At 58.6% G+C, this 25,462-nt stretch carries 26 protein-coding genes, 1 pseudogene and 1 riboswitch; of the genes and pseudogenes, 14 read left to right on the forward strand and 13 right to left on the reverse strand.

All coding sequences use genetic code 11. From position 1 onward, the window contains the following. Positions 1-12: 12 nt before the first annotated feature. The 3 genes from ACR3E0_RS21160 to ACR3E0_RS21170 all read right to left on the reverse strand — a co-directional run bounded on the left by ACR3E0_RS21160 (position 13) and on the right by ACR3E0_RS21170 (position 3,585). Positions 13-888 (reverse strand): TIGR01459 family HAD-type hydrolase, encoded by an 876-nt coding sequence (locus ACR3E0_RS21160; protein WP_480481444.1) that lies wholly within the window; start codon positions 886-888, stop codon positions 13-15. After that, positions 889-2,361, reverse strand: coding sequence for a pyridoxal phosphate-dependent aminotransferase (locus tag ACR3E0_RS21165; RefSeq protein WP_480481446.1), 1,473 nt, complete (start codon positions 2,359-2,361; stop codon positions 889-891). A 90-nt stretch (positions 2,362-2,451) separates the two neighbouring features. After that, positions 2,452-3,585 (reverse strand): hypothetical protein, encoded by a 1,134-nt coding sequence (locus ACR3E0_RS21170; protein ID WP_480481448.1) that lies wholly within the window; start codon positions 3,583-3,585, stop codon positions 2,452-2,454. 379 nt (positions 3,586-3,964) lie between these two features. Between ACR3E0_RS21170 and ACR3E0_RS21175 the strand changes: the two genes are divergently transcribed. Both ACR3E0_RS21175 and ACR3E0_RS21180 read left to right on the forward strand, forming a co-directional pair. Continuing rightward, complete coding sequence (locus ACR3E0_RS21175) at positions 3,965-4,225, forward strand: hypothetical protein (RefSeq protein ID WP_480481450.1); 261 nt, start codon at positions 3,965-3,967, stop codon at positions 4,223-4,225. Positions 4,226-4,373: 148 nt separating this feature from the next. Next, positions 4,374-4,709 (forward strand): hypothetical protein, encoded by a 336-nt coding sequence (locus ACR3E0_RS21180; protein ID WP_480481452.1) that lies wholly within the window; start codon positions 4,374-4,376, stop codon positions 4,707-4,709. Here ACR3E0_RS21180 and ACR3E0_RS21185 read toward each other — a convergent pair. The 9 genes and pseudogenes from ACR3E0_RS21185 to ACR3E0_RS21225 form a co-directional block, all read right to left on the reverse strand. Next, a complete protein-coding gene (locus ACR3E0_RS21185; protein ID WP_480481454.1) occupies positions 4,675-5,685 on the reverse strand; it encodes a FecCD family ABC transporter permease in 1,011 nt (336 codons plus the stop codon). The genes ACR3E0_RS21180 and ACR3E0_RS21185 overlap by 35 nt on opposite strands. Then, complete coding sequence (locus tag ACR3E0_RS21190) at positions 5,686-6,636, reverse strand: ABC transporter substrate-binding protein (protein WP_480481456.1); 951 nt, start codon at positions 6,634-6,636, stop codon at positions 5,686-5,688. Positions 6,637-6,648: 12 nt separating this feature from the next. Continuing rightward, positions 6,649-7,425 (reverse strand): ABC transporter ATP-binding protein, encoded by a 777-nt coding sequence (locus tag ACR3E0_RS21195; RefSeq protein WP_480481458.1) that lies wholly within the window; start codon positions 7,423-7,425, stop codon positions 6,649-6,651. Continuing rightward, positions 7,422-7,778, reverse strand: coding sequence for a DUF1636 family protein (locus tag ACR3E0_RS21200; RefSeq protein WP_480481460.1), 357 nt, complete (start codon positions 7,776-7,778; stop codon positions 7,422-7,424). Before ACR3E0_RS21200 ends, ACR3E0_RS21195 begins: the two co-directional genes overlap by 4 nt. 99 nt (positions 7,779-7,877) lie before the next feature. Further along, positions 7,878-8,085, reverse strand: a riboswitch (cobalamin riboswitch). Positions 8,086-8,261: 176 nt separating this feature from the next. Further along, positions 8,262-8,927: a D-lyxose/D-mannose family sugar isomerase gene (locus ACR3E0_RS21205; protein ID WP_480481461.1), complete on the reverse strand. Its 666-nt coding sequence runs from the start codon at positions 8,925-8,927 to the stop codon at positions 8,262-8,264. Between the two features lie 18 nt (positions 8,928-8,945). Further along, the gene (locus ACR3E0_RS21210) at positions 8,946-9,872 is read right to left on the reverse strand and encodes a carbohydrate kinase family protein (RefSeq protein WP_480481463.1); all 927 of its coding nucleotides are present in this window, start codon (positions 9,870-9,872) and stop codon (positions 8,946-8,948) included. 41 nt (positions 9,873-9,913) lie between these two features. Beyond that, positions 9,914-10,957: a glucokinase gene (locus ACR3E0_RS21215; protein ID WP_480481739.1), complete on the reverse strand. Its 1,044-nt coding sequence runs from the start codon at positions 10,955-10,957 to the stop codon at positions 9,914-9,916. Then, a pseudogene (locus ACR3E0_RS21220) lies at positions 10,943-12,241 on the reverse strand (GH1 family beta-glucosidase); the annotation flags it as partial. The pseudogene ACR3E0_RS21220 and the gene ACR3E0_RS21215, both read right to left, overlap by 15 nt. A 2-nt stretch (positions 12,242-12,243) precedes the next feature. After that, positions 12,244-13,275: a LacI family DNA-binding transcriptional regulator gene (locus ACR3E0_RS21225; protein ID WP_480481465.1), complete on the reverse strand. Its 1,032-nt coding sequence runs from the start codon at positions 13,273-13,275 to the stop codon at positions 12,244-12,246. A gap of 219 nt (positions 13,276-13,494) precedes the next feature. Here ACR3E0_RS21225 and ACR3E0_RS21230 point away from each other — a divergent pair, with 219 nt between their 5' ends. The 5 genes from ACR3E0_RS21230 to ACR3E0_RS21250 all read left to right on the forward strand — a co-directional run bounded on the left by ACR3E0_RS21230 (position 13,495) and on the right by ACR3E0_RS21250 (position 19,748). Further along, the gene (locus tag ACR3E0_RS21230) at positions 13,495-14,763 is read left to right on the forward strand and encodes an ABC transporter substrate-binding protein (protein WP_480481467.1); all 1,269 of its coding nucleotides are present in this window, start codon (positions 13,495-13,497) and stop codon (positions 14,761-14,763) included. A 65-nt stretch (positions 14,764-14,828) separates the two neighbouring features. Then, positions 14,829-15,836 (forward strand): carbohydrate ABC transporter permease, encoded by a 1,008-nt coding sequence (locus ACR3E0_RS21235; protein ID WP_480481469.1) that lies wholly within the window; start codon positions 14,829-14,831, stop codon positions 15,834-15,836. A 12-nt stretch (positions 15,837-15,848) separates the two neighbouring features. Next, the gene (locus tag ACR3E0_RS21240; RefSeq protein ID WP_480481471.1) at positions 15,849-16,997 is read left to right on the forward strand and encodes a carbohydrate ABC transporter permease; all 1,149 of its coding nucleotides are present in this window, start codon (positions 15,849-15,851) and stop codon (positions 16,995-16,997) included. A 9-nt stretch (positions 16,998-17,006) separates the two neighbouring features. Continuing rightward, complete coding sequence (locus ACR3E0_RS21245; protein ID WP_480481473.1) at positions 17,007-18,662, forward strand: alpha-glucosidase; 1,656 nt, start codon at positions 17,007-17,009, stop codon at positions 18,660-18,662. A 3-nt stretch (positions 18,663-18,665) separates the two neighbouring features. Beyond that, entirely contained in the window at positions 18,666-19,748 is a 1,083-nt protein-coding gene (locus ACR3E0_RS21250) for an ABC transporter ATP-binding protein (RefSeq protein ID WP_480481475.1), read from the forward strand. 243 nt (positions 19,749-19,991) lie between these two features. On the opposite strand, the gene ACR3E0_RS21255 is transcribed toward ACR3E0_RS21250, so the two are convergent. Then, a complete protein-coding gene (locus tag ACR3E0_RS21255; RefSeq protein ID WP_480481477.1) occupies positions 19,992-20,405 on the reverse strand; it encodes an Rrf2 family transcriptional regulator in 414 nt (137 codons plus the stop codon). 245 nt (positions 20,406-20,650) lie between these two features. Between ACR3E0_RS21255 and ACR3E0_RS21260 the strand changes: the two genes are divergently transcribed. Genes ACR3E0_RS21260 through ACR3E0_RS21290 form a run of 7 tightly spaced genes read left to right on the forward strand, consistent with a single transcriptional unit; the run spans position 20,651 to position 25,451 of the window. Beyond that, a complete protein-coding gene (locus ACR3E0_RS21260) occupies positions 20,651-21,184 on the forward strand; it encodes a DUF2478 domain-containing protein (protein WP_480481479.1) in 534 nt (177 codons plus the stop codon). Continuing rightward, on the forward strand, positions 21,185-21,661 hold the full coding sequence (locus ACR3E0_RS21265) for a hemerythrin domain-containing protein (RefSeq protein WP_480481481.1): 477 nt from the start codon (positions 21,185-21,187) through the stop codon (positions 21,659-21,661). Further along, positions 21,658-21,831, forward strand: coding sequence for a hypothetical protein (locus ACR3E0_RS21270; RefSeq protein WP_480481483.1), 174 nt, complete (start codon positions 21,658-21,660; stop codon positions 21,829-21,831). The genes ACR3E0_RS21265 and ACR3E0_RS21270 overlap by 4 nt, the downstream gene beginning before the upstream one ends. After that, positions 21,828-22,337: a ubiquinone anaerobic biosynthesis accessory factor UbiT gene (gene ubiT, locus ACR3E0_RS21275; protein WP_480481485.1), complete on the forward strand. Its 510-nt coding sequence runs from the start codon at positions 21,828-21,830 to the stop codon at positions 22,335-22,337. Before ACR3E0_RS21270 ends, ubiT begins: the two co-directional genes overlap by 4 nt. Positions 22,338-22,354: 17 nt before the next feature. Beyond that, complete coding sequence (gene ubiU / locus ACR3E0_RS21280) at positions 22,355-23,353, forward strand: ubiquinone anaerobic biosynthesis protein UbiU (RefSeq protein ID WP_480481487.1); 999 nt, start codon at positions 22,355-22,357, stop codon at positions 23,351-23,353. A gap of 5 nt (positions 23,354-23,358) precedes the next feature. Next, on the forward strand, positions 23,359-24,270 hold the full coding sequence (gene ubiV / locus ACR3E0_RS21285; protein WP_480481489.1) for a ubiquinone anaerobic biosynthesis protein UbiV: 912 nt from the start codon (positions 23,359-23,361) through the stop codon (positions 24,268-24,270). Positions 24,271-24,290: 20 nt separating this feature from the next. Next, the gene (locus ACR3E0_RS21290; RefSeq protein ID WP_480481491.1) at positions 24,291-25,451 is read left to right on the forward strand and encodes an NnrS family protein; all 1,161 of its coding nucleotides are present in this window, start codon (positions 24,291-24,293) and stop codon (positions 25,449-25,451) included. Positions 25,452-25,462 lie beyond the last annotated feature (11 nt).

The following is a 25,462-nucleotide window of genomic DNA, read 5'->3' on the forward strand; positions in this document are numbered from 1 at the left end:
TTGAATCGCTTTTCACCAAGTGAGTGTGTTCGTGATGAAATCGGGAAAGACCCGATCGTACGGTCCTGTCGGGTTCAGGCGCATTTCTGCCGTGAGCGTACCCTCGATGAGTAGCGATGGTATGCCGGATCGATGTGCGCCAAGTATATCTGTCGCCATGCCATCTCCGATTGCCAGCACTTGGGCAGGTTCGATTTTTGCAGCAAACCGCTCCAGGTCATCCAAACAGCTATCGTAGGTAGCGATTTCAGGCTTTCCGAAGTGGACAACCGATCCCCCCAAGTTTTCGTAGAGATCCGCAAGCGCGCCGGCGCATGGCACCTTGTTTGAGCCTATGAAAACCTCTCTGTCCGGGTTCGCACAAAGAAATGGAAGCCCATGCTCGATGCCTGACAACAAGAGTTTTTCATGAGATGCAACGTCAGGCAGTTCAGGATCCAGACCCGTGCATAGCAGTGCGCTTGCCTTTTCGGGACACGCCTGCCCGGTGAGCCCGGTGTCTATCAATATGCGACGGTCCCTCTCGGGCCCGAGATACCAGATATCCGTTGCGCTGCCTGGTGTCGAAAGCCAGCTTCGTTGGCGCAGCGCAACATGGCAGAGCTCGCCAGCGGTGATTATGGCATCGTAGCAGCTTTCATCAATGCCAAGATCGCCCAGGAATCCGCCAAGAGCCTCGGAGCGGCGCGCCGTATTCGACAATAGCAAGACCGGAGCGGTCGATCGCAACTCCCGAAGGGCCTCTACTGCAACTGGAAACTGCTGTGTTCCGTCGCAGATTACCCCCCATACGTCGATCACGAATGCTCGGTAGTTGGGGGCAATTTCGCGCAAACGCTCAATTCTGATGCTACCGGACACTGCTGGGGGCTTCTGCACAACATTCATTCAAACCACACCCTCTTGTTTCTGCGTGCGCAGCCGCCCAGCCGTCGGAGCAGAATTGGACTTGATTAGCCTAAGAATGGCAGGAAGCATTCGGTCCATCAGTGCGGTCTGAATTGTGTCTCGACCGTCTTTGAACGGGTCTTGGCTTTCTGCGATGCCCCTGACGGAGCCGCCGCTGGGAGATCCGTGTGTATCGGGGGGGTCTACGGCGGACGATGCTGAAACACCAAAAGCCTGCGCGGCGGCCTCCCTTTCTTGGGCTGCAGAGTTCAGGTAAGTTGAAGCTAAACCCACAGAACCGAAGCAGAGCCGTACTTCGCAGTCGTCCAGCCCGCTCGAATAGCCGGGCGACACGGCAACTCCGGCCTCAGAAAGAAAGAACCTTGTAACATCGACGCTGTTGCGGATCACACCATGCGCGTATCGTAGACCCTGTAAAGGGTTGCACGTTATCAACAGCGAATGCCCCGCCTCAGGAACATGGACCAACCGGAAATTCTGCGTCAGCCCAGAGCGCAGGTCGGCCGATCCGCTGATCGTCGTGTTCCAACACTCAAGCGCATTCGTGACGATCGTTGCACGGCGAGCGCATTCCCTTGCGTTCGTCACCAGATAGTCACTGGGTACGGTGAGCGCCGCATGTGCCATGATCATACCAAGGCGGGGGATGGAGATGATCGTGCTAACGCCATACGCGCGCATCGCCTCAATGATGTGCGCAGGTCCACACGCCCAGCCAATACGCATGTTGGCCAGGTTATGCGACTTGGATACTCCGTCAACCGTCACCACGCGACTTGCCATGCCGGGTTGCGCCGCAAGGTATGACGCCTGCTCCGACCCTGGAAACTCCGTGCCTGAAAACACATGATCGGCAAGCACCAGCAGATCGGACTCAACAACAAATTCTGCTAGCGCCGCCAACTCTTTCGGTTGATAAAGTGCCCCTGTTTGCGTCGGATTGAACAGGAAAAGGCCTCTTGGTTTAGGCATGAGACCTGTGTCGACATTGGTACCGTACCAGGCCTCAAGTGCTTCGACAGTCAACTTGAACCCATCTTCCGCCTGCGTCGGGACACACGCGAGCGTTATCCCAAAGCGGTCGCACCAGTCCGGCAATGAATGATAGAACGTGGGGGCCGCAAGAAACACATCCCCGGGCTGCGCGACACAATGCAGGAAAGCACCAAACAGCCTCGTTGTTCCGCAATCGATGCAGATGTTTTCTGCGGCATGTGACGGAATGCCACCCTTGAGAAAGACTCTGGAGATTTCCTGCTCCAGTGGTTCGAACGATTGCAGGAACAGATAATCATCCAAAGGGCAGGACTGCGGATCAAGAAGGGCTGACACGCCAGCGGCGATGGCTTCGGCAGGCGGTCTTCTGGTGCCATCTCCACGGGCGAGTGAAATGACCCCCGCATCGAACATCCCGGGGTGAATTTTTGCGCCATCATCGTCAACGCCCGCCAAAGCTGATCGACACTGCTGCAATCGGTTCAGGTGTTCGTGATGAAACTCTGCATTTCCCGTGTCACCCGGGCCCTCTTTTCTGTCCATCTGCTAGATTGCCAATCCGTTGGTTTGCAGGAAACCAGTGTATTTTTGGGATAGTTCCCGCGCAGCATCATGCGCATCTGATAAGGGGAGAAATTTGCAGTCATACTCAAAAATCTCTTTCATTTTCGCTTGTTGTGGGGCCGCGAAATGAACTGTTCCCTGATCGTCGATCTTGTCGATCCCGTCGCAGACCTGGCCGCCTTCATTGACTTTGATCGCATCGTCGATGCTGATGCCCTTTGGAAGCGAAATAGAGCGTTCGGTCCGGCTGAGCCATATTGGATAACCTCCTGGCAACCCGTCGGGTCCCGGGGCATGAACCAGCAGTTTCTGCGGCGATAGGAGAGCTTCGAGAACGGCAACGGCAGATGACGCCGTGACGGGTTGCCCTTCGATACCCCCGGTCCGTCTGTGGCGTTTGGTGAGCGCTTTGAATATTTCCTGTTGGTCGATCATATCGCTGACATCGCTTCCATTTGCCGAAACATGGAATATCAGAGGTGCCCCATCGGGGTTTCCCAAACGCGATAGCCGGTAACTGACGAAATGATGTGCACAGATCCGAACATCCACATCACGGACGCAAAGCTTAAGTGCGTCAGCGACTGCCAGCCTGAGCGCCGGCACAACATTTGCGATATTGCCGATGCCAATGTGAGGGGACAACCCCGCAGCTGCAAGGGCTGGATTTACAGCATCGGGGAAAGCAGCGTTTACGACAATCGGATCGATTTCCGCAGCTGCAACGATCCGCATCAGTTTGATCGTTGGTGAAAGATGTAGAGGCAACCAAGGTCCAAATCGCGTTTCCGCGACTTGTTCACGAAGACCGTCAGGAAGCTTTGTCACCACCCACCATGACTGCATGGATGCGGTGTTGAAGATCACATCGGGGGCGATGTCTCTTAGAGTATCGCAGGACCGTCCCGCCTCGTCCAAATCCATCTGACGCGCTATGATATCAATGTCGTGCCCGATGTTCACCGCATGTTGTCGCAAGGTGTTTGCCGTCCGTGTCGCTCGCTCAAGATCGCGCGCGCAAAGAACGATGCGGTCGTACCCCGTTCTGTGGCTGAGGATGTAGAGAACATGGTTGGCCAAGACGCCATTTCCAATCACTGCCAGTGTGCGTAGCATGCAAATTCTCCTTGAAATACCGTAATGGATTCACAATATCCTACTAAATCTATCAGGAATCCAAAATCCCCCTTTTCTACCTCGGCGGGAATCTGCCCTTAGAACCTCGATCCGCACATCGCTGAACTTACTAACGCCAGCTGTCAGTGATTCAGTGTGCTCAAAACCGGACCCGCTGCTTCAAATCCCGGGGTTTAGGATGCGCTGAACCCATCTTTAGGATCCGCGGCAGAAAACTAAGCTGTCTGGCTCAGGACTCTTTTGCTATGCGTCGTACCCCGGTTATGGGAAAGTCGGCGCCGAACGCTCACTTCGTCCATATTCCGTCACTAAGTCACAAGTGCTTGGCGTTTGGGTCAGCATCACGTGACGTGGCCAGATGATCGGGTTCAAAATCTCAACGATCGAGTCAAAGATGCGAGATATTCCACAAATACCAATATCCGCGATCATCCACCCGGGTCAGGTCGGTGCGTTCAAACGGCTCCGATCACGAGATCGCATTGCCGCGCCGACCCAGCGTATAGAAATCATCTGTGCAAAGCCTGCGTTCGTTAGGCCCGCCCAGACCAAGCTCTTGAAATTCCTCGCCGAATGCGTAGCCATGCTCAACGCGGTGGGCATCGCCTCGGTCGTATGACGTTGTGCAGTGCGGGCCATGCTATGGTCGACTTCTGACGGCAGAATAGTCTCAGGGCTGACCGTGCGTAGATGGGCGGCGCTCGCCTCTCCCCGGTGGCAGCATGCCGAGTGCGTTGGTGTCACAATGCATTCAATTCGGGGGTCCGATGATCTCACGCGATTGCATCGTTCACGCGCCGGGTGTGGACAATCTGTGCTTTGAAAATGCCAACGACACGGGAGAACTGGGTATCAGCGTGTCCGGCGCCGTGCCGATTGCCCGCTTCGACGACATCGAAATGGCGGGTTGGCTTATGTTCGGCCTGACCAGCGTGCACAACCCGATTGGTCTGGCGGTTGAGCATGTTATCTGGCCCCTGAAACGCCGGCCGGCAGATCTTGGGAGGGACGGTGAAACCATTCTGATCGACCCATACAGTATGCCGCGCCGTGCGCATCGGCAGATAATCAGTTGTTGCGGGTTGATCTGTACAAATACATGAACACAAACAGGGATCCAACGGATGTGGTCACAATGCCCACTGGCAGTTCCTGTGGCGCAAGAAGCAGCCGGGACAGGATATCGGACAGCGTCAGCAGCACAGCGCCGACGATGGCCGACGCCACCAACAGGTTGCGGTGCAGCGTTCCCGCAATTCCGCGCGCGATATGGGGCACCATCAGCCCCACAAACCCGATGACACCCGCCACCGAAACAAAGGTTGCCGTTGCCAGAGCCGCAACAAAGAACATCCGGAACCGTAATCCCTGCACCGGAATCCCGAGCGTAGCGGCCGTGAAGTCACCGGTCAGCAGCGCGTCGAGCCAGCGGCTGCGATAAAGCGCGTAACTCAGGATCAGTCCAAGCCCTGCCAACACAAGCGGAAACGTCTCCCACCGGGCGAGACCTAACCCGCCCAGCATCCAGAAAATAACCGAATGCGCTGCGCGGCTGTCGCCGGCAAAGATCAGATAGTTGGTAATCGCCGAAAACAGAAAAGAGACCGCGAGCCCTGCGAGGATCAGCTTTTCCGGCGCGCTCGTCCGCAAGCTTTGGACAAGGGCCAGCACAATGCCCGAGGCGATGAGCCCGCCACAAAAGGCCGCAATGGGCAGGGTCCAGATCCCCAGTATGTCGCCGGTGACGGTGATGACCAGAACCGCCCCCGCCGCTGCGCCCGAGGACAGTCCGAACAGGAAGGGATCGGCCAGATCGTTGCGCGTGGTGGTTTGCAGAACCACACCTACCACCCCCAGCCCGGCCCCGATGATGGCCGCAAACAAGGCGCGCGGCAGGCGCAGGTCGAACACGATCCGGTGCAGAGGCGACATCTCGCCTTCAGTGAGACCAAGGCCCAGCCCGATGGCGGTGAACACATCCGTGATCGGGATCGAGGTCGTACCATAGATCGTTGACAGCAGCACAAGGGCGGTCAAAACAACCGCCCCCATCACAATCAATCGACCTGTCAGGCCCATCTAGTTCATATCCGGATGCATGGCCCGCGCCATTTTCTCGATGGCGTCGATGTTTGCCGGTCCGGGTGTCAGCTCTTCGTAGCGCAAACCGATCCAACGCGCGTTTTTGACTGCATCGGTCTGTGACATCACAGGGTGTTCCTGCAGGAATTTGAACGTGTCGGCAGCTCCGTTCCCGGTCTGGTAGTCCAGCAGAACCAGAAACTCGGGGTTCGACGCGGCCACGGCTTCCCATGAAGTGCGGCCCCAACTGGTATCCAGATCATGGGTGACGTTTTCGCCGCCAGCAGCCGCAATCATAGCGTCCGGAATCGCAAACTTGCCGGCCGTAAACGGCGCATCCGCCGGACCGTCCAGCAGGAAGACGCGGGGCTTGGACAGATCGGCGGTTTTGGTTTCGATGGCGGACAGCTTGTCTTTCCAATCCGATACAAGAGCTTCGGCCCTGTCTTCGACATGCATGACCTGACCCAGGCGCAGGACATCGTCAAACAGCAGGTCCATGCTCGCCTCGGGGCGATCCTTGTTCAGATGCACGCAGCTTTCGGTCAGGACCATCGTCTTGATACCGAATGGGGCAAGGGTATCCGGCGTCACGTCGCCGCCCGGTTTCATGCCATAGTACCAGCCGGCAAAAAACAGATCGGGCTCGACCGCAACCAGGTTCTCGATGGTCGGGTACTTCGGAGCAAGTTCCGGGATGTCGCCGCGCAGCGCATCAAAATCCGGGCTGGTTTTATACCAGCCGGTGATCCCGGTCAGGCCAACGATCTGATCCTGCAAGCCGAGGGCAAAGGCCATGTCAGTCATGTTCATGTCGTGGACAACAAGCCGCTCGGGCGTGGTTTCAAACACAAGCGGTTCGCCGCAATTGTCGACGGTCACCTCATGCGCCGCAGCACCGCTTGCCAGGCCAGTGATCAGCGCCACGGGCCAGAGTCTCTGCATCATGGTATGCTCCTGTTATGATGACAGTTTTCGTTTTCGGATATCGAGCGCGGGAATCACGCGGCCCTCATGGGTAAAGCACAGGTAATCGACGCCAAACGTCTCGCGGACGCGGTCCGGGGTCAGCACTTCGCTAACGGGTCCAAAACCGGTCAGGCGGGTGGATTTCATCAGCGCGACATGCGAGGCGAATTCGGGGATCATGACCAGATCGTGCACGATCATGACCACCGTGATCCCCAGATCTGCAATCAGAGACAGCATGTGTCCCTTGGCATCCGGGTCCAGATGGTTGGTCGGTTCATCCAGAAACAACAGTGAGGGGTTTTGCGCCAAAGCGCGCGCGATATGCGCCCGTTGCCGCTCGCCCCCCGATAATCGGGTCATCGGTTTGTCCGCCAGATGCGTCAGTTCGGTTGTTGCCAAGACGCGATCCAATGCCTGCTTGTGGTCTGCGGTCGACCTGTCGGTTTTGACGGGTATCTGCCCCAGCGCCACATAGTCACGCAGCCGCAACCGCCCGTCCGGAAACTCCTGCTGGCTGACCACGGCCATCGCACGCGCCCTTTGCGGCGCCGTCAGTGTGCGGAGACTTTGCCCGCGAATACGGACGTCCCCAAGGGCAATACGCTCGACGCCGCACAGCAGATTCAGCAGAGTGGTCTTTCCCGCGCCGTTTGGCCCGGCAATGGCGAGCACCGCGCCTTCTTCCAGAGTGAACGAGACATCCTGCAGCAGCACATCACCGTTCAACGCATAATATTCCAGACCCTCTGCGACCAGAAAGCTCATCCCTTGCCCCCCACCGGCAGGCAGGGCATCCGAGACAGGGTCTTGTAAAACAGGGCAGGGGGGCGATCTGACGCGCTGGTCCAGCCATCGGCGCTGCTCCTGAACTGATGCGCAAAGTCGACAAGCGCCGTTAGGTCGGCCTGAGTTTTAATGTCGCCAAACAGGTATTGCGCTTTGCCCGCCGCCTGCAGACCCACAGTCATCGGTCGGGCGCATCCGGCCATGCAGGGGATCAACCGTGTTTCGTACCCTGTGGGCAATTCTGCATCCAGGGTGGCTTGTGCGATTTCCGCCTGTATCGGGCCCTGGCAGGTCGCGCAGATCAGGACGAAATGATCAGGAGCGGTCGGCATTGTTCGCTCCGCCTGATGCCACGCGCGGACAGAAGGTACGAACAATGTGCGCACTAGGATGTGCCATCAAAGCCTCCTTCCAGGACACCCCGCCCCGGGTTGGTTGAACATGTGATGGCAGGTCTCCTGACTTGCGGATCATCGCTTGGCCAACCTTCCCGGCATTGGATGCCAGTGGCGATATGGCGTTGCTCTCCGCTTACAGTTGCGGGGGCAGTCACGGCCTTGGCACCCGTCCGGCGCCGCACCGTATTCCCATTTTCATCCCTCGGATCATCCGCCGGGAACCATCGCAGCCAGCTAGTCTGCTGTCACAATAATTGTCAAGCGTTTGGTGATTGGACCAGCGCATCAGGCGCAGAACAGTCTGCGGGGCCGGTTCTGGTTTGCGGTGGCTGCTGGTCGGCAAGGACCAGATGCGCATCCATACACCCGCTTGTCACTTGATCATTCACATTGCACGGTTTCGGAAAACCAGCGCGGTCAGTAATCCGAAACGAGCAGAAAATCCGGGTCGACGTCTTCCTCGATCGTTGTAAAACGCGGGATTGGATCCTCGAACACGTTATCTGTGCGATCGTCGTTGACGGTCGAGACTTCACCGATCAGACAGTCGCCGCGCTCTGCCCAGAACGCATGCCAGACACCGGGCATCAGTGTCACGCTCTGGCCCGGTTTGAGGCGCAGAAGTTCGCCGGGTTGAATGGCGACAGGGCAACCGTCGCTCGGAACCACAATTGGCGTGTCGCGATCAATACCGCCTTCGGCGTCGGACGCGTAGATTTCCATCACCAGATCACCGCCGCCGCGGTTGATAATGTCTTCGGCCTTCACGATATGGCGATGCATCGGTGACAGTTGTTTGTCGCGGGAAATCAAGAGCTTTTCCGCATACAACATCCCGCGTCCCCGGCTCAGGTCTTTCTCATCACCGTTGCGCAGGGTGAACAGGAACAGGCCCAATTCGTCAAACCCGTTCTGGGCATAGTCAGTGATATCCCAACCCAGGCCGCGGTCGCGAATACCTGACGCCAGCGTGCTGCGCATCTGGTCGGGTGACCAGTACGCAAAGGGGGGCAGGACCGCACCGAAGGATTTGATGAACGCCTCAGCCTCGGTCTTGATGCGGTTGATGTCGGATCGTTTCATGGTGTCTCCCTCGTGGGATCAAAGCTCGTGTGCCCAAGGCGGGTTCGCGCCGGCGCGAGATACGGTGACCGCTGCCACTTTGGCACCATAGTCCAGTGCTGCGCGCAAGCCGTCGGTGGTCAGATTGCGTATTCCGGGTTTGGTCAGATGCCCGGCCCGATTCAGTTCGGCCAGCACGCCCGCGTTGAAGGTGTCTCCGGCCCCGACGGTATCCACGACTTGCACCGGGTTCACGGGCACAGTGGTTTCGGACCCATCGGCGAGATACCCGGACGCGCCGTCGCCGCCACGGGTGACAATTGCCACTGCGGGTCCCGCCTGCAACAACAGCGGTACTTTCTCGGCGTGGCTTTCGGGCCCCGGAATGATCCAGTCCAAGTCCTCATCCGAGACCTTGACGATATCGGCCTGCGCGATCATCCGGTTGAGCCGGGTGCGGTATCGGGTCTGATCCTGGATAAAGCCGGGCCGGATATTCGGATCCAGCATCACTGCGCGATCCACTCCTTGCCGATCCAGCAAGGCGGCATAGGCGTCTGCACAGGGCTCACAGGCCAGGCTTATACCGCCAAAATAGAGTGCAGATACGGCGGGCAAGTGGTCTGGCATGTCTTCGGCGCGCAGCATTCGGCCGGCTGAATTCTCATCGAGGAACGTGTATGAGGCATGGCCATCCTTCAACTCCACAAACGCCAGGGTGGTCGGCTGGTCTGATTTTATCGCATGCGATGCATCGACATGGCTGGCTTGCAGTGCGTCGGCCAATTGCCGACCGAACATGTCCGAGGACAAACCGGTCAGCAGTCCCGCCGGAGCCCCCAAGCGCCCCAGAGCGATGGCCGTGTTGAACACGGCACCGCCGGAATGCGGCACAAAGCCCTGAGCCCCCGAGATCGTCGGTTCCGCGATCATGTCTATCAGGGCTTCGCCACAGCACAGGATCATCCCATGCTCCTTTTCTCGAAATTTGAGGTCTGGCGGATTGTTTACCGCTTCAAGGCATTTTTGCAGAAGTTGTTAGCGCCAACAATGCCAAATTCGGCCTGTTCAGAGACGTAGAGGTTCATGGAACGCCGCAAATCGCTGAACCGGCCGCCATCGTTGAACGCATTCTGAAAGGTTTCACCGAACAGCCAGCGGTTCTTTTCCGCCACTCCGCCAACAAGGAACACACCGCCTGCGGGCATCAGGGTCACCGCCATATCCCCCATCACAGCGCCCAAATGAGACGTGAACAGACTGGCCGCTTCAACGGCGACAGCATCCGTGCCGGATTTGGCATCCTGCAGGATTTCCTTGGCGGTTCGGACGGGCGTGTCAACCTGACCTCCGGCCATGCCCACGGCTTGATAGAGGATCGGGAGACCTGTGCCGCTCAGAAACATCTCGGCTTCGAGCGCCAAACTATCGGAAAAGAAGCATTCGGGCGCGATCTGACGCGCCGCATCAAAGATATCCACCTCGTGACGATGGCGGGGGGACAGGCCGACATGGCCGCCTTCGCCCGATACGGTGTGGTAGTGACCCTCGGAATAGAGCAGGGCGCCAACCCCAAGTCCGGTGCCCGGACCAACGACAAGCCGGGTCCCCTGGGGCGGACGGGCTTCGCCCTGTAGGACCACAACATCGGCTTCGGTCACTTCTGCCACTGACCATGCCGCAGCGGTGAAATCGTTGATGACATAGGTGTGCTTGGACCCTGTCGCCCGGGCCAGTTCTGCTTCGGAGAGGTTCAGATGGGCATTTGTCAGGCGAATGGTGCCGTCCTTTACCGGTCCTGCACCGGCGGCAACGACAGCCTGCGGGTCGGTTCCGATCTCGTCGCGCAGGTTGTGAAGCGCCTCAAGCAAATCTGGCAGACCGCCCGTTGGGTGCTTGCGCAGGTCAGTCAGTTCACCGTCCGAGACAACGCCGAGACGGGTGTTCGTGCCGCCGATATCTGCAACAAGGTTCCAGTGCTCATGTACTGCGCCGGCGGGTTGAGCCAGCGGCAGCGCGACATTCCTTCCAGTCGCCAGTGCAGATTTCAACGCCTTGAACGAGGCCTTTGGCGTGCGTTCCAGTGTATCGAAATCCACATCCACAAGACCAAAGCGTTTTTCATACCCGTAGGCCCATTCGTAATTGTCGAGCAAAGACCAGATGAAATAGCCTTTGACCGGAACCCCTTGGTTCAGCGCGTCCTGAACTGCGGTCAGGTGTTGGTTCAGATAGTCGATCCGGTCATCATCCTGCTGCCGCTCTGGGCTGGCCATGCCGTTTTCGGTCACATAGATGGGCAGATCGCCGGTATGGTCCTTCATCGTGCGCGTCAAAAACCGGGTGAGCGCACCGGGTTCAATTTCCCAGTCCATTTGGGTTTTAGCCAGAGGGCCTTCAACTTCTTTCAGGCTTGGCCACGCGGTGTCGGCCGGAGCGATCAGCTTGCGAGTGTAGTAGTTGAGCCCGCACCAATCGACAGGCGTTCCGATGGTGTCAAAGTCATCCTGCCAGTTTTGGGGTAGATAAGGCTCTAGCCCTTCCAGAAGGTTTTCCGGGTAGGCTTTGTTAAACACACCGCCCAAAAAGAACCGGTTGTAAATACCGTCATACAGGGCTGCGGCCCGCTGCGCCTCGGCGCTGTCATTGGCGGGTTCGGCCCATTCCAGATTAAACACGGCGCCCAGATTGCCTATGCCAAGGCCCCGCATGGCCTGAATGGCCCGGCCATGCGCCAGCAAAACATGATGCATTGCGCGCGCCGTCGCGCGGATGTCACGCAGACCGGGGGCGTGGTGGCCGTCGAAATGGCTCAACCAGCTGACGCACCAGGGTTCGTTGATCGGCGCAACACTGTACATGCGGTCCCCGATACGGCCCATGATGATTTCGGTGAAATCGGCGAACCAACCCGCGATGTCCCGATTGCGCCAGCCGCCGAGATCTGCGAGAGGCGAGGGCAACTCCCAATGATAGAGCGTGGCGCAGGGACGAATGCCGCGTTCCAGCAGTGCATCCGCTAGCCGGTCATAGAAATCCAGACCTTCCTCGTTCACCTGACCGCGCCCCTCCGGCAGGACGCGCGCCCAACTGGTCGAAAAGCGGTAACAGTCAAAGCCGGCTTCGCGGACAAGGTCGAAATCCTGCGAAAACCGATTCAGGTGATCACAGGCCAGGTTGCCGTTTTCATTGCGCACCACATTCCCAGGCGAGGCGGCAAACGTGTCCCAATGGGTCTGGCCCGCACCGCCCTGCGCGTGCCCTTCGATCTGATAGGCAGAGGTTGCCACGCCAAAGAGGAAATCTTTGGGAAAGTCAGCACGTGTGTATTTCATATTTACAACCTGTCGGGCGCCGGGCCTGTTGATCTGCCAACTACCAGTTCAGCTTCCAGCAATCTAGTTTTGATCCGGTCATTCGGGGATTTGATCCGATCAATCAGCATTTCTGCGGCCAGTTCACCCGCATGCCGGACCGAGGATCGCGTCGCCGTGAAGATGGGAACATCCTGACCGTTCTTCAGATAGGACAGGTCGTCATCATGCGCGATCACGGACACGTCTCGACCCATTACAAGTCCTTTTTCGTCCAACGCCCGCCGTACGCCGATGGCGGCAATCATGGACGATACAATGATGGCGGTCGGCGGATCGGCCAGTTCCAGCATGTCGCGGGTTTCGTGATGGCCGTACACCTCGGTCATTTCGGCACTGCGCATGATGTCCGGGTCGGGGGAGAGACCTTCCTGTCGCAACGCCTCAAGGTATCCGTCCCGACGACGCTGCGCAAAATCCATGTCCTCCAGCCCGTTGATCAGGGCGATGCGCCGGTGGCCCAGGTCGATCAGAAACTTCGTTGCGCGCAGGAACGAGCTTTTGTTGTTCACGTCGATCCAGTCGTACGGCACATCCACACCGGTCGAACGTCCGTGAACGATGAACGGCACGCCCATTCTTTTCAGAACCTCGATCCTCGGTTCATCGACCTTGGGGCCCTGCAGAACAACCCCATCAACCGCGCCGCGCTGAAACAGGCTGCGATAGGCTTCCTCGATAGAAGTATCGTCTGCGTTCGTGAACATCAGATCATAGCCATGCTCGGCGTATTTTTTGACGGCACCTGCAACAAAATCTCCAAAAATCGGGTTGACCATCTCATGCCGCGACGAACTGGGAATCACATGACCGATCACCATCGATCTGCCGGTTGCCAAGCCTTTGGCGCGGCTGTTGGGGCGGTAGCCATGTTTATGCGCCGCCGCCTGAACCCGAACGCGTGTATCCTCATTCACCTCTGGGTAACCGTTCAGCGCACGGCTGACGGTGGTCTGCGAGAGGCCCAGGATTTCCGAGAGCTGCTTTAGGTTCATAGTCTTTTCAAAGCGCCTTCAAACGGAGTGCATATCTGTTTTGTGGGCAATTGCCCATTCCGTCAACCGGTTTCGGTATGCTGTCCAGATTTATTAATATTTCAGGGATATGCAAACGCGTTGTTGACAGAGCTTGAATGTTAGCGGATAAAATCCTCCATTCAAAGCGCTTTGAAAACTGAGTCTCAAAGGCGCATGACACTGTTGGGAGGAAAATTCATGAAACACTCGCTTTACGCAGGTGCGGCCACGCTCGCCCTGATGGCGGGCGCGGCCCAGGCCGACAAGGTAACCGTGTTCGGACCATGGCTGGGGCCGGACCAGGAAAATGTCGAAAAGGTGCTGGATGGTTTCGCCGCCGCGACCGGACATGAATACGCCTATGTCGGGTCGGACAGTTTCGAACAGCAGATCCGCATCGATGCCGAAGCCGGATCGGCCCCCAACATCGCAGTCTTCCCTCAGCCCGGTCTTGCGGCAGATATGGCCAAGTCTGGCTTCCTGACGCCTCTGGCCGATGGTACAGCCGAATGGATCGGCGACAACTATGCCGCGGGCCAGTCCTGGGTTGATCTGGGAACATACCCGGGCGCGGACGGCGAGGATCATCTGTACGGGTTCTTCTACAAAGTCGATGTGAAGTCGCTGGTTTGGTTCATTCCGGAAAACTTCGAAGACGCCGGATACGAAGTGCCGACAACCATGGAAGAACTGAAGGCTCTGACAGATCAGATCGTTGCAGATGGTGAGACGCCATGGTGCATCGGGTTGGGTTCCGGTGGTGCCACCGGATGGCCCGCCACTGACTGGGTTGAGGATATGATGCTGCGCACGCAGTCTCCCGAAGACTACGATGCGTGGGTTTCCAACGAGATGAAGTTCAACGACCCCAAGGTTGTGGCCGCGATCGAGGAATTTGGGGCTTTTGCCCGCAACGATGACTATGTGGCCGGTGGTGCCGGTGCCGTTGCAACCACCGACTTCCGCGACAGCCCCAAGGGCATGTTCAGCTCGCCTCCGCAATGCTACATGCACCGTCAGGCGTCTTTCATTCCGGCATTCTTCCCCGAAGGAACGATTGTTGGTGAAGACGTCGATTTCTTTTATTTCCCTGCCTATGAAGGCAAGGATCTGGGCAGCCCGGTACTGGGTGCAGGTACACTCTGGGCGATCACCAATGACAGCCCCGGTGCACATGACCTGATCGCCTATTTGCAGACACCTGAGGCGCATGAAACCTGGATGGCGCTGAGCGGGTTCCTGACACCGCACAAGGGTGTCGACACCTCTGTCTTCTCGGACCCGACGCTGAAGAAGATGAACGACATCCTTCTGGGTGCCACGACGTTCCGGTTTGACGGATCTGACCTGATGCCCGGCGGCGTGGGTGCAGGCACGTTCTGGACGGGCATGGTCGACTATGCCGGTGGCACGCCAGCGCAAGAAGTCGCTGACGAAATCCAGTCATCCTGGGACGCACTGGACTAAGACGTCTGAGTTCGGGCAACCCGTGAAACCGGGTTGCCCACACCCCCGTCGCAAGGGAGAGCGGCATGCATCCGGCAATTCAAGGCCTGCTGACCATCGCCATCGGCGTGTCAGGTTGCGTAGGCTATTTCTACCTATCCAATCAGTTTCTGGACAAGATCCTGTTTCCGCCCCGCGGACCGAACGCGGGCCGCAACATCAACCGCGCGAACATGATCCGTCCTTGGCTGTTCCTGTTCCCGGCGCTCGCCGCATTGGGCCTGTATCTGGCCTACCCGGTTGTAGAAACGTTGCGCCTGTCACTGACCGATCGCGTACCCGGTGGCGGATATGAATGGGTTGGGCTGAGCAACTATGCGCAGATGGCCGCTGAACCGAAATTCTGGGAAGCGATGCGCAACAACATGTTCTGGCTCATCGTGGTGCCCGCGATGTCGACGGCATTTGGCCTGCTGGTGGCCCAGCTGACAGACCGTATCCGGTGGGGGAACATTGCCAAATCGCTGATCTTCATGCCTATGGCGATCTCCTTTGTTGGCGCTTCGGTGATCTGGAAGCTCGTTTACGACACGCGACCCGCCGAACAGGATCAGATCGGCATGCTGAATGCGCTCTACATCTTCTTTGGCGGAACGGAACCTCAAACATGGTTGACCGTTCCCTTCTGGAACAGCTTTTTCCTGATGGTTGTCCTGATCTGGATCCAGACCGGGTTTGCCATGGTGATCCTGTCGGCTGCTTTGCGCGGCATTCCCGAGGAAACGATTGAGGCCGCGATCCTGGATGGGGCCAACCCGTTTCAGATTTTCTTCCGGATCAAGGTGCCGCAGATCAAAACCACCATTCTGGTCGTCTGGACCACGATCACCATCACCGTGCTGAAGGTCTTTGACATCGTGTTCGCCATGACCAACGGGCAATGGGAAACTCAGGTCCTGGCCAATTACATGTACGACAAACTGTTCCGGGCCAATGACTGGGGCGTCGGGTCGGCCTCGGCCATCGTCATCATGTTGCTGGTGACCCCAATCCTGATCTGGAACGTGCGCAATGCGCGCAATGAAATGCGCTAGGGGGCCAGAGACATGAGCGATATTGCAGGAACAAAACCGGCTCTTAGATGGGTCGTTCACGCTTCGGTTCTCTTTTTGGTCGTCCTTTGGGTTGTGCCGACGCTCGGACTGCTGATTTCGTCGTTCCGCACGGCGGATCAGATCGCGACCAACGGCTGGTGGAAGTCGCTGTTTCCGTCCGAACAGAACCTGACCCTGCGCAGCGCAGCGCCGGACACTCAGGTTCAGGAGAACGGGCTCTATGTGATCGAAGGCAATCTGTTTGACGCGGGCACCACCGCCAAGATTTCCAAATGGGGTGTGAGTTCGCGCGCGGTGGATGCGTTCGAGCCGGGGCAAACGGCTGAGCTGCGCAATGGCGGCACGATCACCGTGGACGCCGAAGGCAACTACCGGATGGAGAACCAAGAAGAGTTCACCGGCAGCAGGGGCGCACGGGTCTTTGTGTCGGCATCTTTGCCACCCGAGTTTACTTTGGATAACTATCACAAAGTTCTGCTGGCTGAAGACAGCACCGACAGTATGGGTCGCGCGTTCTTCAACACGCTCACCGTAACGATCCCGGCGACTATCATCCCCATTCTGGTGGCTGCATTTGCCGCCTACGCGCTGGCGTGGATGGATTTTCCGGGGCGCGCGCTGTTGATTGCTGCTGTTGTGGGTTTGTTGGTTGTGCCGCTGCAACTGGCGCTGATTCCCCTGCTGAAATTCCACCTGAACATTGGGATCGGGAAGGGGTATCTGGGCGTCTGGATGGCGCATACCGGGTTCGGGATGCCATTGGCCATCTACCTGTTGCGCAACTACATGGCCGGGTTGCCGCGCGACCTGATCGAGAATGCGCGGGTCGATGGCGCGACCGAGTTCCAGATCTTCACCAAGCTGATCCTGCCGCTCAGCTTTCCGGCGCTGGCGTCGTTTGCGATCTTCCAGTTCCTCTGGACGTGGAACGATCTGCTTGTCGCCAAGGTTTTCCTGATCGACGCATCGGGCGAGACGACGGTGATGACAAACCGCATCGTGGAATTGCTGGGCACGCGCGGCGGAAACTGGGAAATCCTGGCCACGGCGGCGTTCGTCTCGATCGCTGTGCCGTTGGCTGTCTTCTTTGCAATGCAGAAATATCTTGTCCGCGGCCTGTTGGCCGGGTCAGTCAAATAGAGGCGTGTTATGAACGTGCAGAACACAGCAGAACTCACCAAAGCAACCAAAGTGGCCTCCGACTGGTGGCGCGGCGGGGTGATTTACCAAGTCTATCCGCGCAGCTTTCAGGACAGCAATGGCGACGGGATCGGCGACCTCAGGGGTATCGCTCAGCGACTGGGTTACATCGCGTCGCTTGGCGTTGACGCGATCTGGATTTCGCCGTTCTTCAAGTCGCCGATGAAGGACTTCGGCTACGATGTCAGTGATTACCGCGCCGTTGATCCGATGTTCGGAACGCTCGAGGATTTTCAGGTTTTGCTGGGTCAGGCCCACGCGCAGGGGCTGAAAGTGATGATCGATCTCGTGCTGTCACACACGTCAGACCAGCATCCGTGGTTTACCGAAAGCCGCGCCACCCGTGATAACCCAAAATCCGACTGGTTTGTCTGGGCCGATCCGAAACCGGACGGTACACCACCCAACAATTGGCTGTCGATCTTTGGAGGATCGGCCTGGCAGTGGGATTCGCGCCGCCAGCAGTACTACCTTCATAACTTCCTGTCGTCTCAGCCCGATCTGAACTTCCACAATATCGAAGTGCAGGATGCCTTGTTGGATGTCGCCCGGTTCTGGCTGGACATGGGCGTGGATGGCTTCCGGTTGGATACGATCAACTTCTACTTCCACGATCGGCAGTTGCGTGACAACCCGGCTTTGCCGCTGGATCAGCGCAACGCTTCGATTGCGCCGATGGTGAACCCGTACAACCATCAGGATCACCTCTATTCCAAAAGCCAACCGGAAAACATTGCGTTTCTGGAACGGCTTAGGGCGCTGACCGACGAATACGAGGGCCGTGCCTGTCTGGGGGAAATCGGCGATGCGCAGCGCGGGCTCAAGATCATGGGGGACTACACCACCGGCGATAAACGGATGCACATGTGCTATGCGTTCGAGTTTCTTGAAAAACGGACGCTGACAGCCGAATACGCAAAACAGGTGTTCGATCAACTGGAAGCAAAGGCAGGGGACGCCTGGCCGTGTTGGGCTTTCTCCAATCACGATGTACAACGCCATGCCTCGCGCTGGGGGCTGGATGACGCATCCATCCGTCAACTCGTGGTGCTGATGATGTGCCTGCGCGGATCCGCCTGTTTGTATCAGGGGGAAGAACTGGGCCTGCATGAGGCAGATGTTCCGTTCGAACGCTTGCAGGACCCATATGGCATCGAATTCTGGCCTGAGTTCAAAGGCCGCGACGGGTGTCGCACACCCATGGTCTGGGCTGCCCAAGACGAACAATCCGGGTTCAGCACCGGTGATCCGTGGTTGCCCGTCAGCGATGCGCAGTCCGAGCATGCGGTTGACCGGATGGAACTCGACCAGAACTCCATGCTGCACCATTACCGGCGGGCAATTGCCCTGCGCCACGCAAATCCCGCTTTGGCGTCTGGTGCCCAAACAAGCATGGCACAGGACGGGCCCGTTCTGACATTCCGGCGAGAGAACGCATCCGAACAGATTTTTTGCGCCTTCAACCTGGGGTCGGAAACGGCCGAGATCACTCTGCCGTCGGGCAACTGGCGGTTCATCGGGCAGGAATTGGGCGCGGTGGAAGGCTCAGAAAAACTGACACTGGAGGCCTCGCAATTCTGCATCATGGCCAAGGATAAGGGGTAAGACATGTCGGAACTCAACCTCACGGATGTCGCCAAGTCCTATGGCCCTGTCGACGTTTTGAAACACATTGATCTGGATATCGAGCAGGGTGAACTGATCGTGTTTGTCGGGCCCTCGGGCTGCGGCAAATCCACGTTGCTGCGTATGATTGCAGGTTTGGAAAAAATCACCGGCGGCACGCTGGAGATCGAGGGGCAGGTCATGAACGACGTGCCGCCCGCGCAGCGCGGCATTGCAATGGTGTTTCAAAGCTACGCGCTTTACCCGCATATGACTGTGCGCGAGAACATGTCCTTTGCACTCAAGATCGCCAAGATGCCGGGTGACGAGATCGATGCGGCGGTCGACCGCGCGGCACGTATCCTGCAGCTGGAGCCGTTCCTGGACCGCTTGCCCAAGGCCTTGTCCGGTGGTCAGCGTCAACGTGTAGCCATCGGGCGGGCCATTGTGCGCGACCCCAAAGTGTATCTGTTTGACGAACCTCTGTCGAACCTCGATGCCGCATTGCGCGTTGCCACCCGGATCGAGATTGCGCGGCTGAAAGAGGCGATGCCCGACAGCACGATGATCTATGTCACCCACGATCAGGTCGAGGCCATGACGCTGGCCAGCCGGATCGTTGTTCTGGCCAATAAAGGCGTCGCGCAGGTCGGCACGCCGCTGGAGCTCTACGAAACGCCGGACAACGAGTTCGTGGCGCAGTTCATTGGGTCGCCTTCCATGAACCTTTTGCCCGGAACCATCACGGAAACGGGGCAGACGACAACGGTGGCGCTGGACTCAGGCGGTGTGGCCGTGTCTGCGATTCCAACGGACGCAGCGGATCAGGGGAAACAGGTCAACATTGGCATCCGCCCGGAAGACTTCATTCTGACAGACGGCGAGGCTGTTTTCAGCGGCGATGTGGACTTCACGGAAGCATTGGGAGAAGTCACGCTGCTCTACTTTGCAGATACCGAGGGCGCGGAATCTGTCATTGCAAAGCTTCCAGGCATTCAGCGGGACCTGCGGGGGAAAAGCGTGTCGGTGATGGCCGCACCGGAAAAAGTCCACCTGTTCCACAACGGGCAGTCTATGCGGAAATGACCGCATAGGCGTCCACGGCAGGCGCCTGAGAAGCACACCTTTTCTGCTTCGCTACAAACGAAGTGTTTGATTGGCTAGAAATGCGGGTTTGGACGCAGGCTCATACGGTTGGTACGGCGGGGCAAATCCCAAAACCCTTAAGCCATTGAAATCTGCTTGGCACGAGGCCCGGCAGTTCGCTCTCGTCGTCTAGGCATTCCGACAGCTGTGAAGATGATCAATGCACGTCCGGCATCCGGGAATTCAGAAACCTCTGGGGCGATAGACGCAATCGGCCAAAGTGCTCTTGTTGAGGTCCGCGATGAAAGAGGCCTCGGCCTGGGCCAGTCGCGCCTTCAAGCGACAGTGCGGTGTCAGGGTACAGGCAGCACCGCCCGGGGAAAAGCACTCTACCAGCACTTGGCCGGTTTCAAGAAAGGCCACCACATCGCCAATCCGTATCTCTTCTGGCGGACGGGCCAGCTTGGCCCCGCCGCCGCCGCCGCGCCGGGTTTCCAGATAACCCGCCCCGGCCAGCGCCGAGATCACCTTGGCGAGGTGGTTGCGCGACACTTTGAACTCGACCGCGAGTTGGGCAGTCGAGATGGCGCTGTCCGGTGACCCTGCCAAGCGCATCAAAACGCGCAGCCCGTAGTCGGTGAAAGAAGTGAGGCGCAAGGTCGCGATCCTGTTTTGGTATTTGCAATGCGTATTAACCGGGCGTATTCGGCAAATCAAATACCAATTCGATCTCACCCATGCCCGTCGCAACGAAAAGGATCGACCGTGAGACATGATGCCGTGACTCTTCTGCCGGATGAAACCGGTACTTCTGACCTTACGATTCTTATCCGGTTTCACGGGGCGACTCGTGCAGGCCCCATGTCGCTGTTGGAGCGGGTCGAGCAGTGGCAGAACCGATGATGAGACTGGCAAGTGTTTCCGCGAAAGGCCGAGGCTGCACAGATCAATTGCTGGCAACCGTAGTCGCGCGTTTGCAGGCTGGTAGGATTCGGGTTGGCGGGGCGCTGCGAGCGCAGAAGGCGCACACTGGGACTTCCCATTGCAACAGCGATCTGTGGCTCTTGCCTGATGGACCGATTGCCCGGATCACGCAAGACCTCGGTCCTGGTTCAATGGCATGCCGGATGGATGCAGAGGCGCTGGAAGAAGCTGTCGCGACCGCAACTGCGCGGCTGACCGCGGGCGGGATCGATCTGGTCGTGTTGAACAAATTCGGCCTCAGCGAGGCAGAGGGACGTGGTTTTCGTTCTCTTGTCGTCGAGGCTCTCTCGCGCGACGTGCCAGTTTTGATCGGTGTACCCGTTGCGCACCGCGCGGCCTTCGAACGTTTCGCGGGTGGCATGGCAACGACGCTGGTCCCCGAAGAAAACGCGGTTCTGGCTTGGTGCCGTGCAGGGACCGTGTCCACTGCATCGCGTGCAAAGGAGGCGTGAATGCACGATCCGACACCCCAGACCCCGACTGTCGCGCTGATCGATCACATCTGGACCAGGTACCATGACACGCACCGGCGCGAGTTGCCGGGCCTTGTTGCCTTGGCCCGTAAAGTCGAGACGGCCCACGCAACGGATCCGAACACCCCGCACGGGTTGACCGATGCGCTTGAGGCGATGTTGGCGGAGCTCGAGGTTCACATGCGCGATGAAGAGGAAACTGTCTTCACTGCGCTGCAATCCGGATTCCTGGCGTGCGCCGCCAGGGCCGTCCCGGGTCTACGCGAAGCTCATGATGGTCACGAAGCTGCACTGAACCGCATCGCGGCGATCACCCACGGATTCAGGCTTCCGCACTATGCCTGCCAAAGCTGGCAACGCCTCTACGCCGGGCTCGGTAAGCTGGTTGAGGATCTCGACGAGCATATGTACCTCGAAAACGAGGTGCTGTTTCCGCGCATCGAGTCACGCGTATGAGAGACGGAAGTGTACCTGCCGCGCTGTGCAGCGAAGTAGAGGGTGTCGATATGGCAGGTATTGATCCCGTCGTGGCAAACTGGCCGATTGGATACGAACGGGACCTGCACGCGCTGCTGACTGACCCGGGCCGAACCGACCTTTCCACAGTAAAGGGATCTGAGAAATGACAGCCAACACCGATTCCGCGCATCGCCCGCGCTTGCCCGGGCAGCGCCCGGTGGCGCGGTTATCGGCGGCCATCGTTCAGCCGATTCTGCCGCGTGTGGCGCGGCGGGTCGCAGAGCGCCACCCGTCTCTCTTTGCAAGGCTCGGACCACATCAGACAACGGATTACATCATCGATCCTGTTGAGCTGCCCTTCGCCTTGCATCTGCGCCCTGATCCACAAGCGCTGATCTTTCGCGCCGTACCGCGCGATTTGGCACCCGTTGCCGGGGCATCGATCCGGGGCCGTTTCATGCTGCTGCTGGAATTGATCGATTCAGAGGAGGACGGCGATGCCGCCTTTTTCTCGCGCGATCTCGAGGTCACCGGTGATACCGAAGCTGTGGTGAGGCTGAGAAACGCGCTCGATGATGTCGACGGCTCCATCGCAGAAGACGTCGCCGACATGTTCGGCGCACCGGGCCGCGCGATCCTGGCGCGCTTGCGCCGCTCATACCCCGCAACCTGAAAGGATACAGGCCGACCATGAGCCTTGCCGAACTGATTTGCCCCGCCGGTACGCCCGCCGCCTTGCGCACCGCCGTTGATGCAGGCGCCGACGCCGTCTATTGCGGCTTCCAGGACGCCACCAATGCCCGCAACTTTCCGGGCCTGAACTTCACACCGGAAGAACTGGCTGAGTCTGTCGCCTATGCGCATGCCAAGGGGACCAAGGTTCTGCTGGCTCTCAACACCTATCCGCCGGCGGGCAAGGTTGACCTCTGGCGACAGGCGGCCGATACCGGTGCGCGGTTTGGCGTCGATGCGTTCATCGTTGCCGACATGGGCGTCGCCGACTACATCGCCCGCACCCATCCTGGCAGTCGGTTACATCTGTCAGTGCAGGCCGCAGCCTCCAGCCCCGAGGCCATCCGCTATTATTGCGAGAATTTCGGAGTGAAACGCGTTGTCCTGCCGCGCATTCTGACGATCCCCGAGATCCGTCAAATCCGCAAGGAAATCCCCTGCGAGATCGAGACCTTTATCTTTGGCAATCACGGGCTGATGGTTGAGGGTCGATGCAGCCTGACCAACTATCTGACCGGGCAATCGACCAATATGGATGGCGTCTGTTCCCCGGCCTCGGACGTCGAATATGTCCGTCACGAAGACGGGTCGATGTCCTCGCAACTTGCCGGATTTACCATCGACTGTTTCAGCCCGGACGAAAAGGCAGGCTATCCCACGATCTGTAAGGGCCGCTATTCCGCGCCGCACCGGCCCGAGGGATACTATGCCTTTGAGGAACCCATCAGCCTCAACCTCTCACGCCTGTTGCCCGAGCTGATCGACGCGGGTGTTCATGCCTTCAAGATTGAAGGACGGCAACGATCCAAGAGTTATGTGCGCAATGTTGTGAAGGCCTTTCGCGCGGCGGTGGATGATATTCGCGCGGGACGAGAGGCGAACATCTCCGACCTCGTCGCTTTGACTGAGGGGCAAAAGCAGACACAGGGCGCCTTTGAAACAAAGAAGTGGCGATAACGAAGATGACAAAACTGACATTGGGTCCGATAGCCTATCATTGGTCCGCCGAGCGTCGGCACGATTTCTACGCCCGCATCGCGGATGAGGCACCCGTCGACGAGGTGTATCTGGGTGAGGTGATCTGCTCCAAGCGCGCGCCATTCCAGGAGGCAGAACTGCCAAAGATCATGGAGCGGTTGGAGCGCGCGGGTAAGCGGGTGATCCTGTCTTCGCTTGCCGAAGTGATGTTGAAGCGCGAGCGTAAGGCAACCGAGGATTTGGCCGCGATGGATACGCCTGAGGTCGAAATCAACAATGCGGCGGGGCTCTATGCGCGTGGCAAACGCCCCCATCGCGTCGGCCCCTTCATGAATGCCTATAACGAGGCCACGATCAAATGGATGGCTGATCAGGGGGCGACGCATGTTGTTTTGCCGACCGAGTTGCCCGCCCCGGCCATTGCCGTTGCGACGCGGGCAGGCCGTGACTTGGGATTGGGCATTGAGGTGCAGGTTTTTGGTCGCGCCTCGCTGGCCGTTTCGGCGCGCTGCTACCATGCGCGCGCACATGGCCGAACCAAGGACAACTGCCAATTCGTCTGTGAGGAAGATTCCGACGGGATGCCGCTGACCACCAGCAAGGATCAGCCAATTCTGCGGGTGAATGGCATCCAGACCCAGTCGGAGAGTTACATCAACCTCCTGCCGGAAGTAGCGAGGCTGGCTGGATGTGGCATTACCCACATGCGTCTGATGCCACAGGCGGTGGATATGGTGGCCGTCGCTCGGACCTATCTCCAGGCATTGGAGGGCAGCTTGGATCTGCCAGAGGCGGAAGCCGCGCTACGTCAGATTTGCGATGGGACTCCGTTCAGCAACGGCTTCTTTCACGGTGAGGCCGGATACCGCCGCATCGCCAATGCCAACCCGGCCTAGTCACGCGTTGGGGCTATCCAATGGGCGCACCCCATCGGCCCATGTTTCTGGCCGGCGCGATCTGGGCAATTGTCGGGGTTGGTTTGGTCGGCTGGGATACGGGCATTGACCTGACGCGTTCACCGTTCGGCGATAGATGGGCCTGGCACGCGCACGAGATGGTGTTTGGGTTCGCCGCAGCCATGTTTGCGGGCTATGCGCTGACCGCGATGCCAAGCTGGTCCAACGGGTTCCGTATGTCGGGTGGTGGTGTCGCCCTCCTTTTGGGGCTTTGGGTGCTGGCCCGGATGACCGCAATGGGTGCATTCGGAACCAATCCCACCCTGGTCGCAGCTGGGCTTGCAACCTTCATGGGGTTTGTGACGCTGACCCTTACGCGTGCCGTCTTACGGTGCCCCTCTACGAAAGGGTTTGGATTTGCGCTTTTCGCGCTGATGATGACCGGTGTTCAGATCTCAATGCTTTGGATCGGCTTTATACCCTCTATCCCGGTCCTGGCGTTTGCCGCCCTGCTGTCGGTGGTGGGTGGTCGTATGATTCCTGCTTTCGCTCGGAACAGGCTGGGCGACTTTTCTCCTTACGAGAAGCGCCTCAGGTTGGCGCAACCTTTCGGTTACGCCTCGGGCATAGCGATCCTGATCGCGATCTTGCTGGAAGCATTTGGGACAGCATTCGAATGGATCATTGCATGCCTGCTGGTTGCCGCCGCCGCCGAGACGGTTCGATTGTTGCTTTGGCTGACGGCAGACACCTTCAAGGATGCTTTGCTCAGCATGCTGAGCCTGGCCTACCTTTGGCTGCCCTCGGGGCTTTTGCTGGTCGCGCTCAGCAAGGGACATGTTTGGACGCTGCCAGACAGCGCCGCTCTGCATGCATTGACCGCAGGGGCAATGGCGTGTTCGATCTATGCCGTGGCTTCGCGCGCTGTGGCGCATCGTGCGGATCGATTGCGACCGGCCTGGATCGACCAGATTGGCTTCGTTCTGTTATGGATGGCTGCTGCTTTGCGTGTATTCGCCCCGGTCGATACGATTGGGCAAGGCGCTGCGCCCGTTATCTGGTGTATTGCCTGGGCGATCTTTCTGGTGCGGCACAGCGCGGCTCTGCTCCGCCCGGTAGTCCGGCCGGTATTCAGCGGTCCCAAACAGTCGATCGGTAACCCGCCTTGTCCACCGAACTGATTTCCGCCCAG

Source organism: Ruegeria sp. AJ12 (assembly GCF_056536245.1).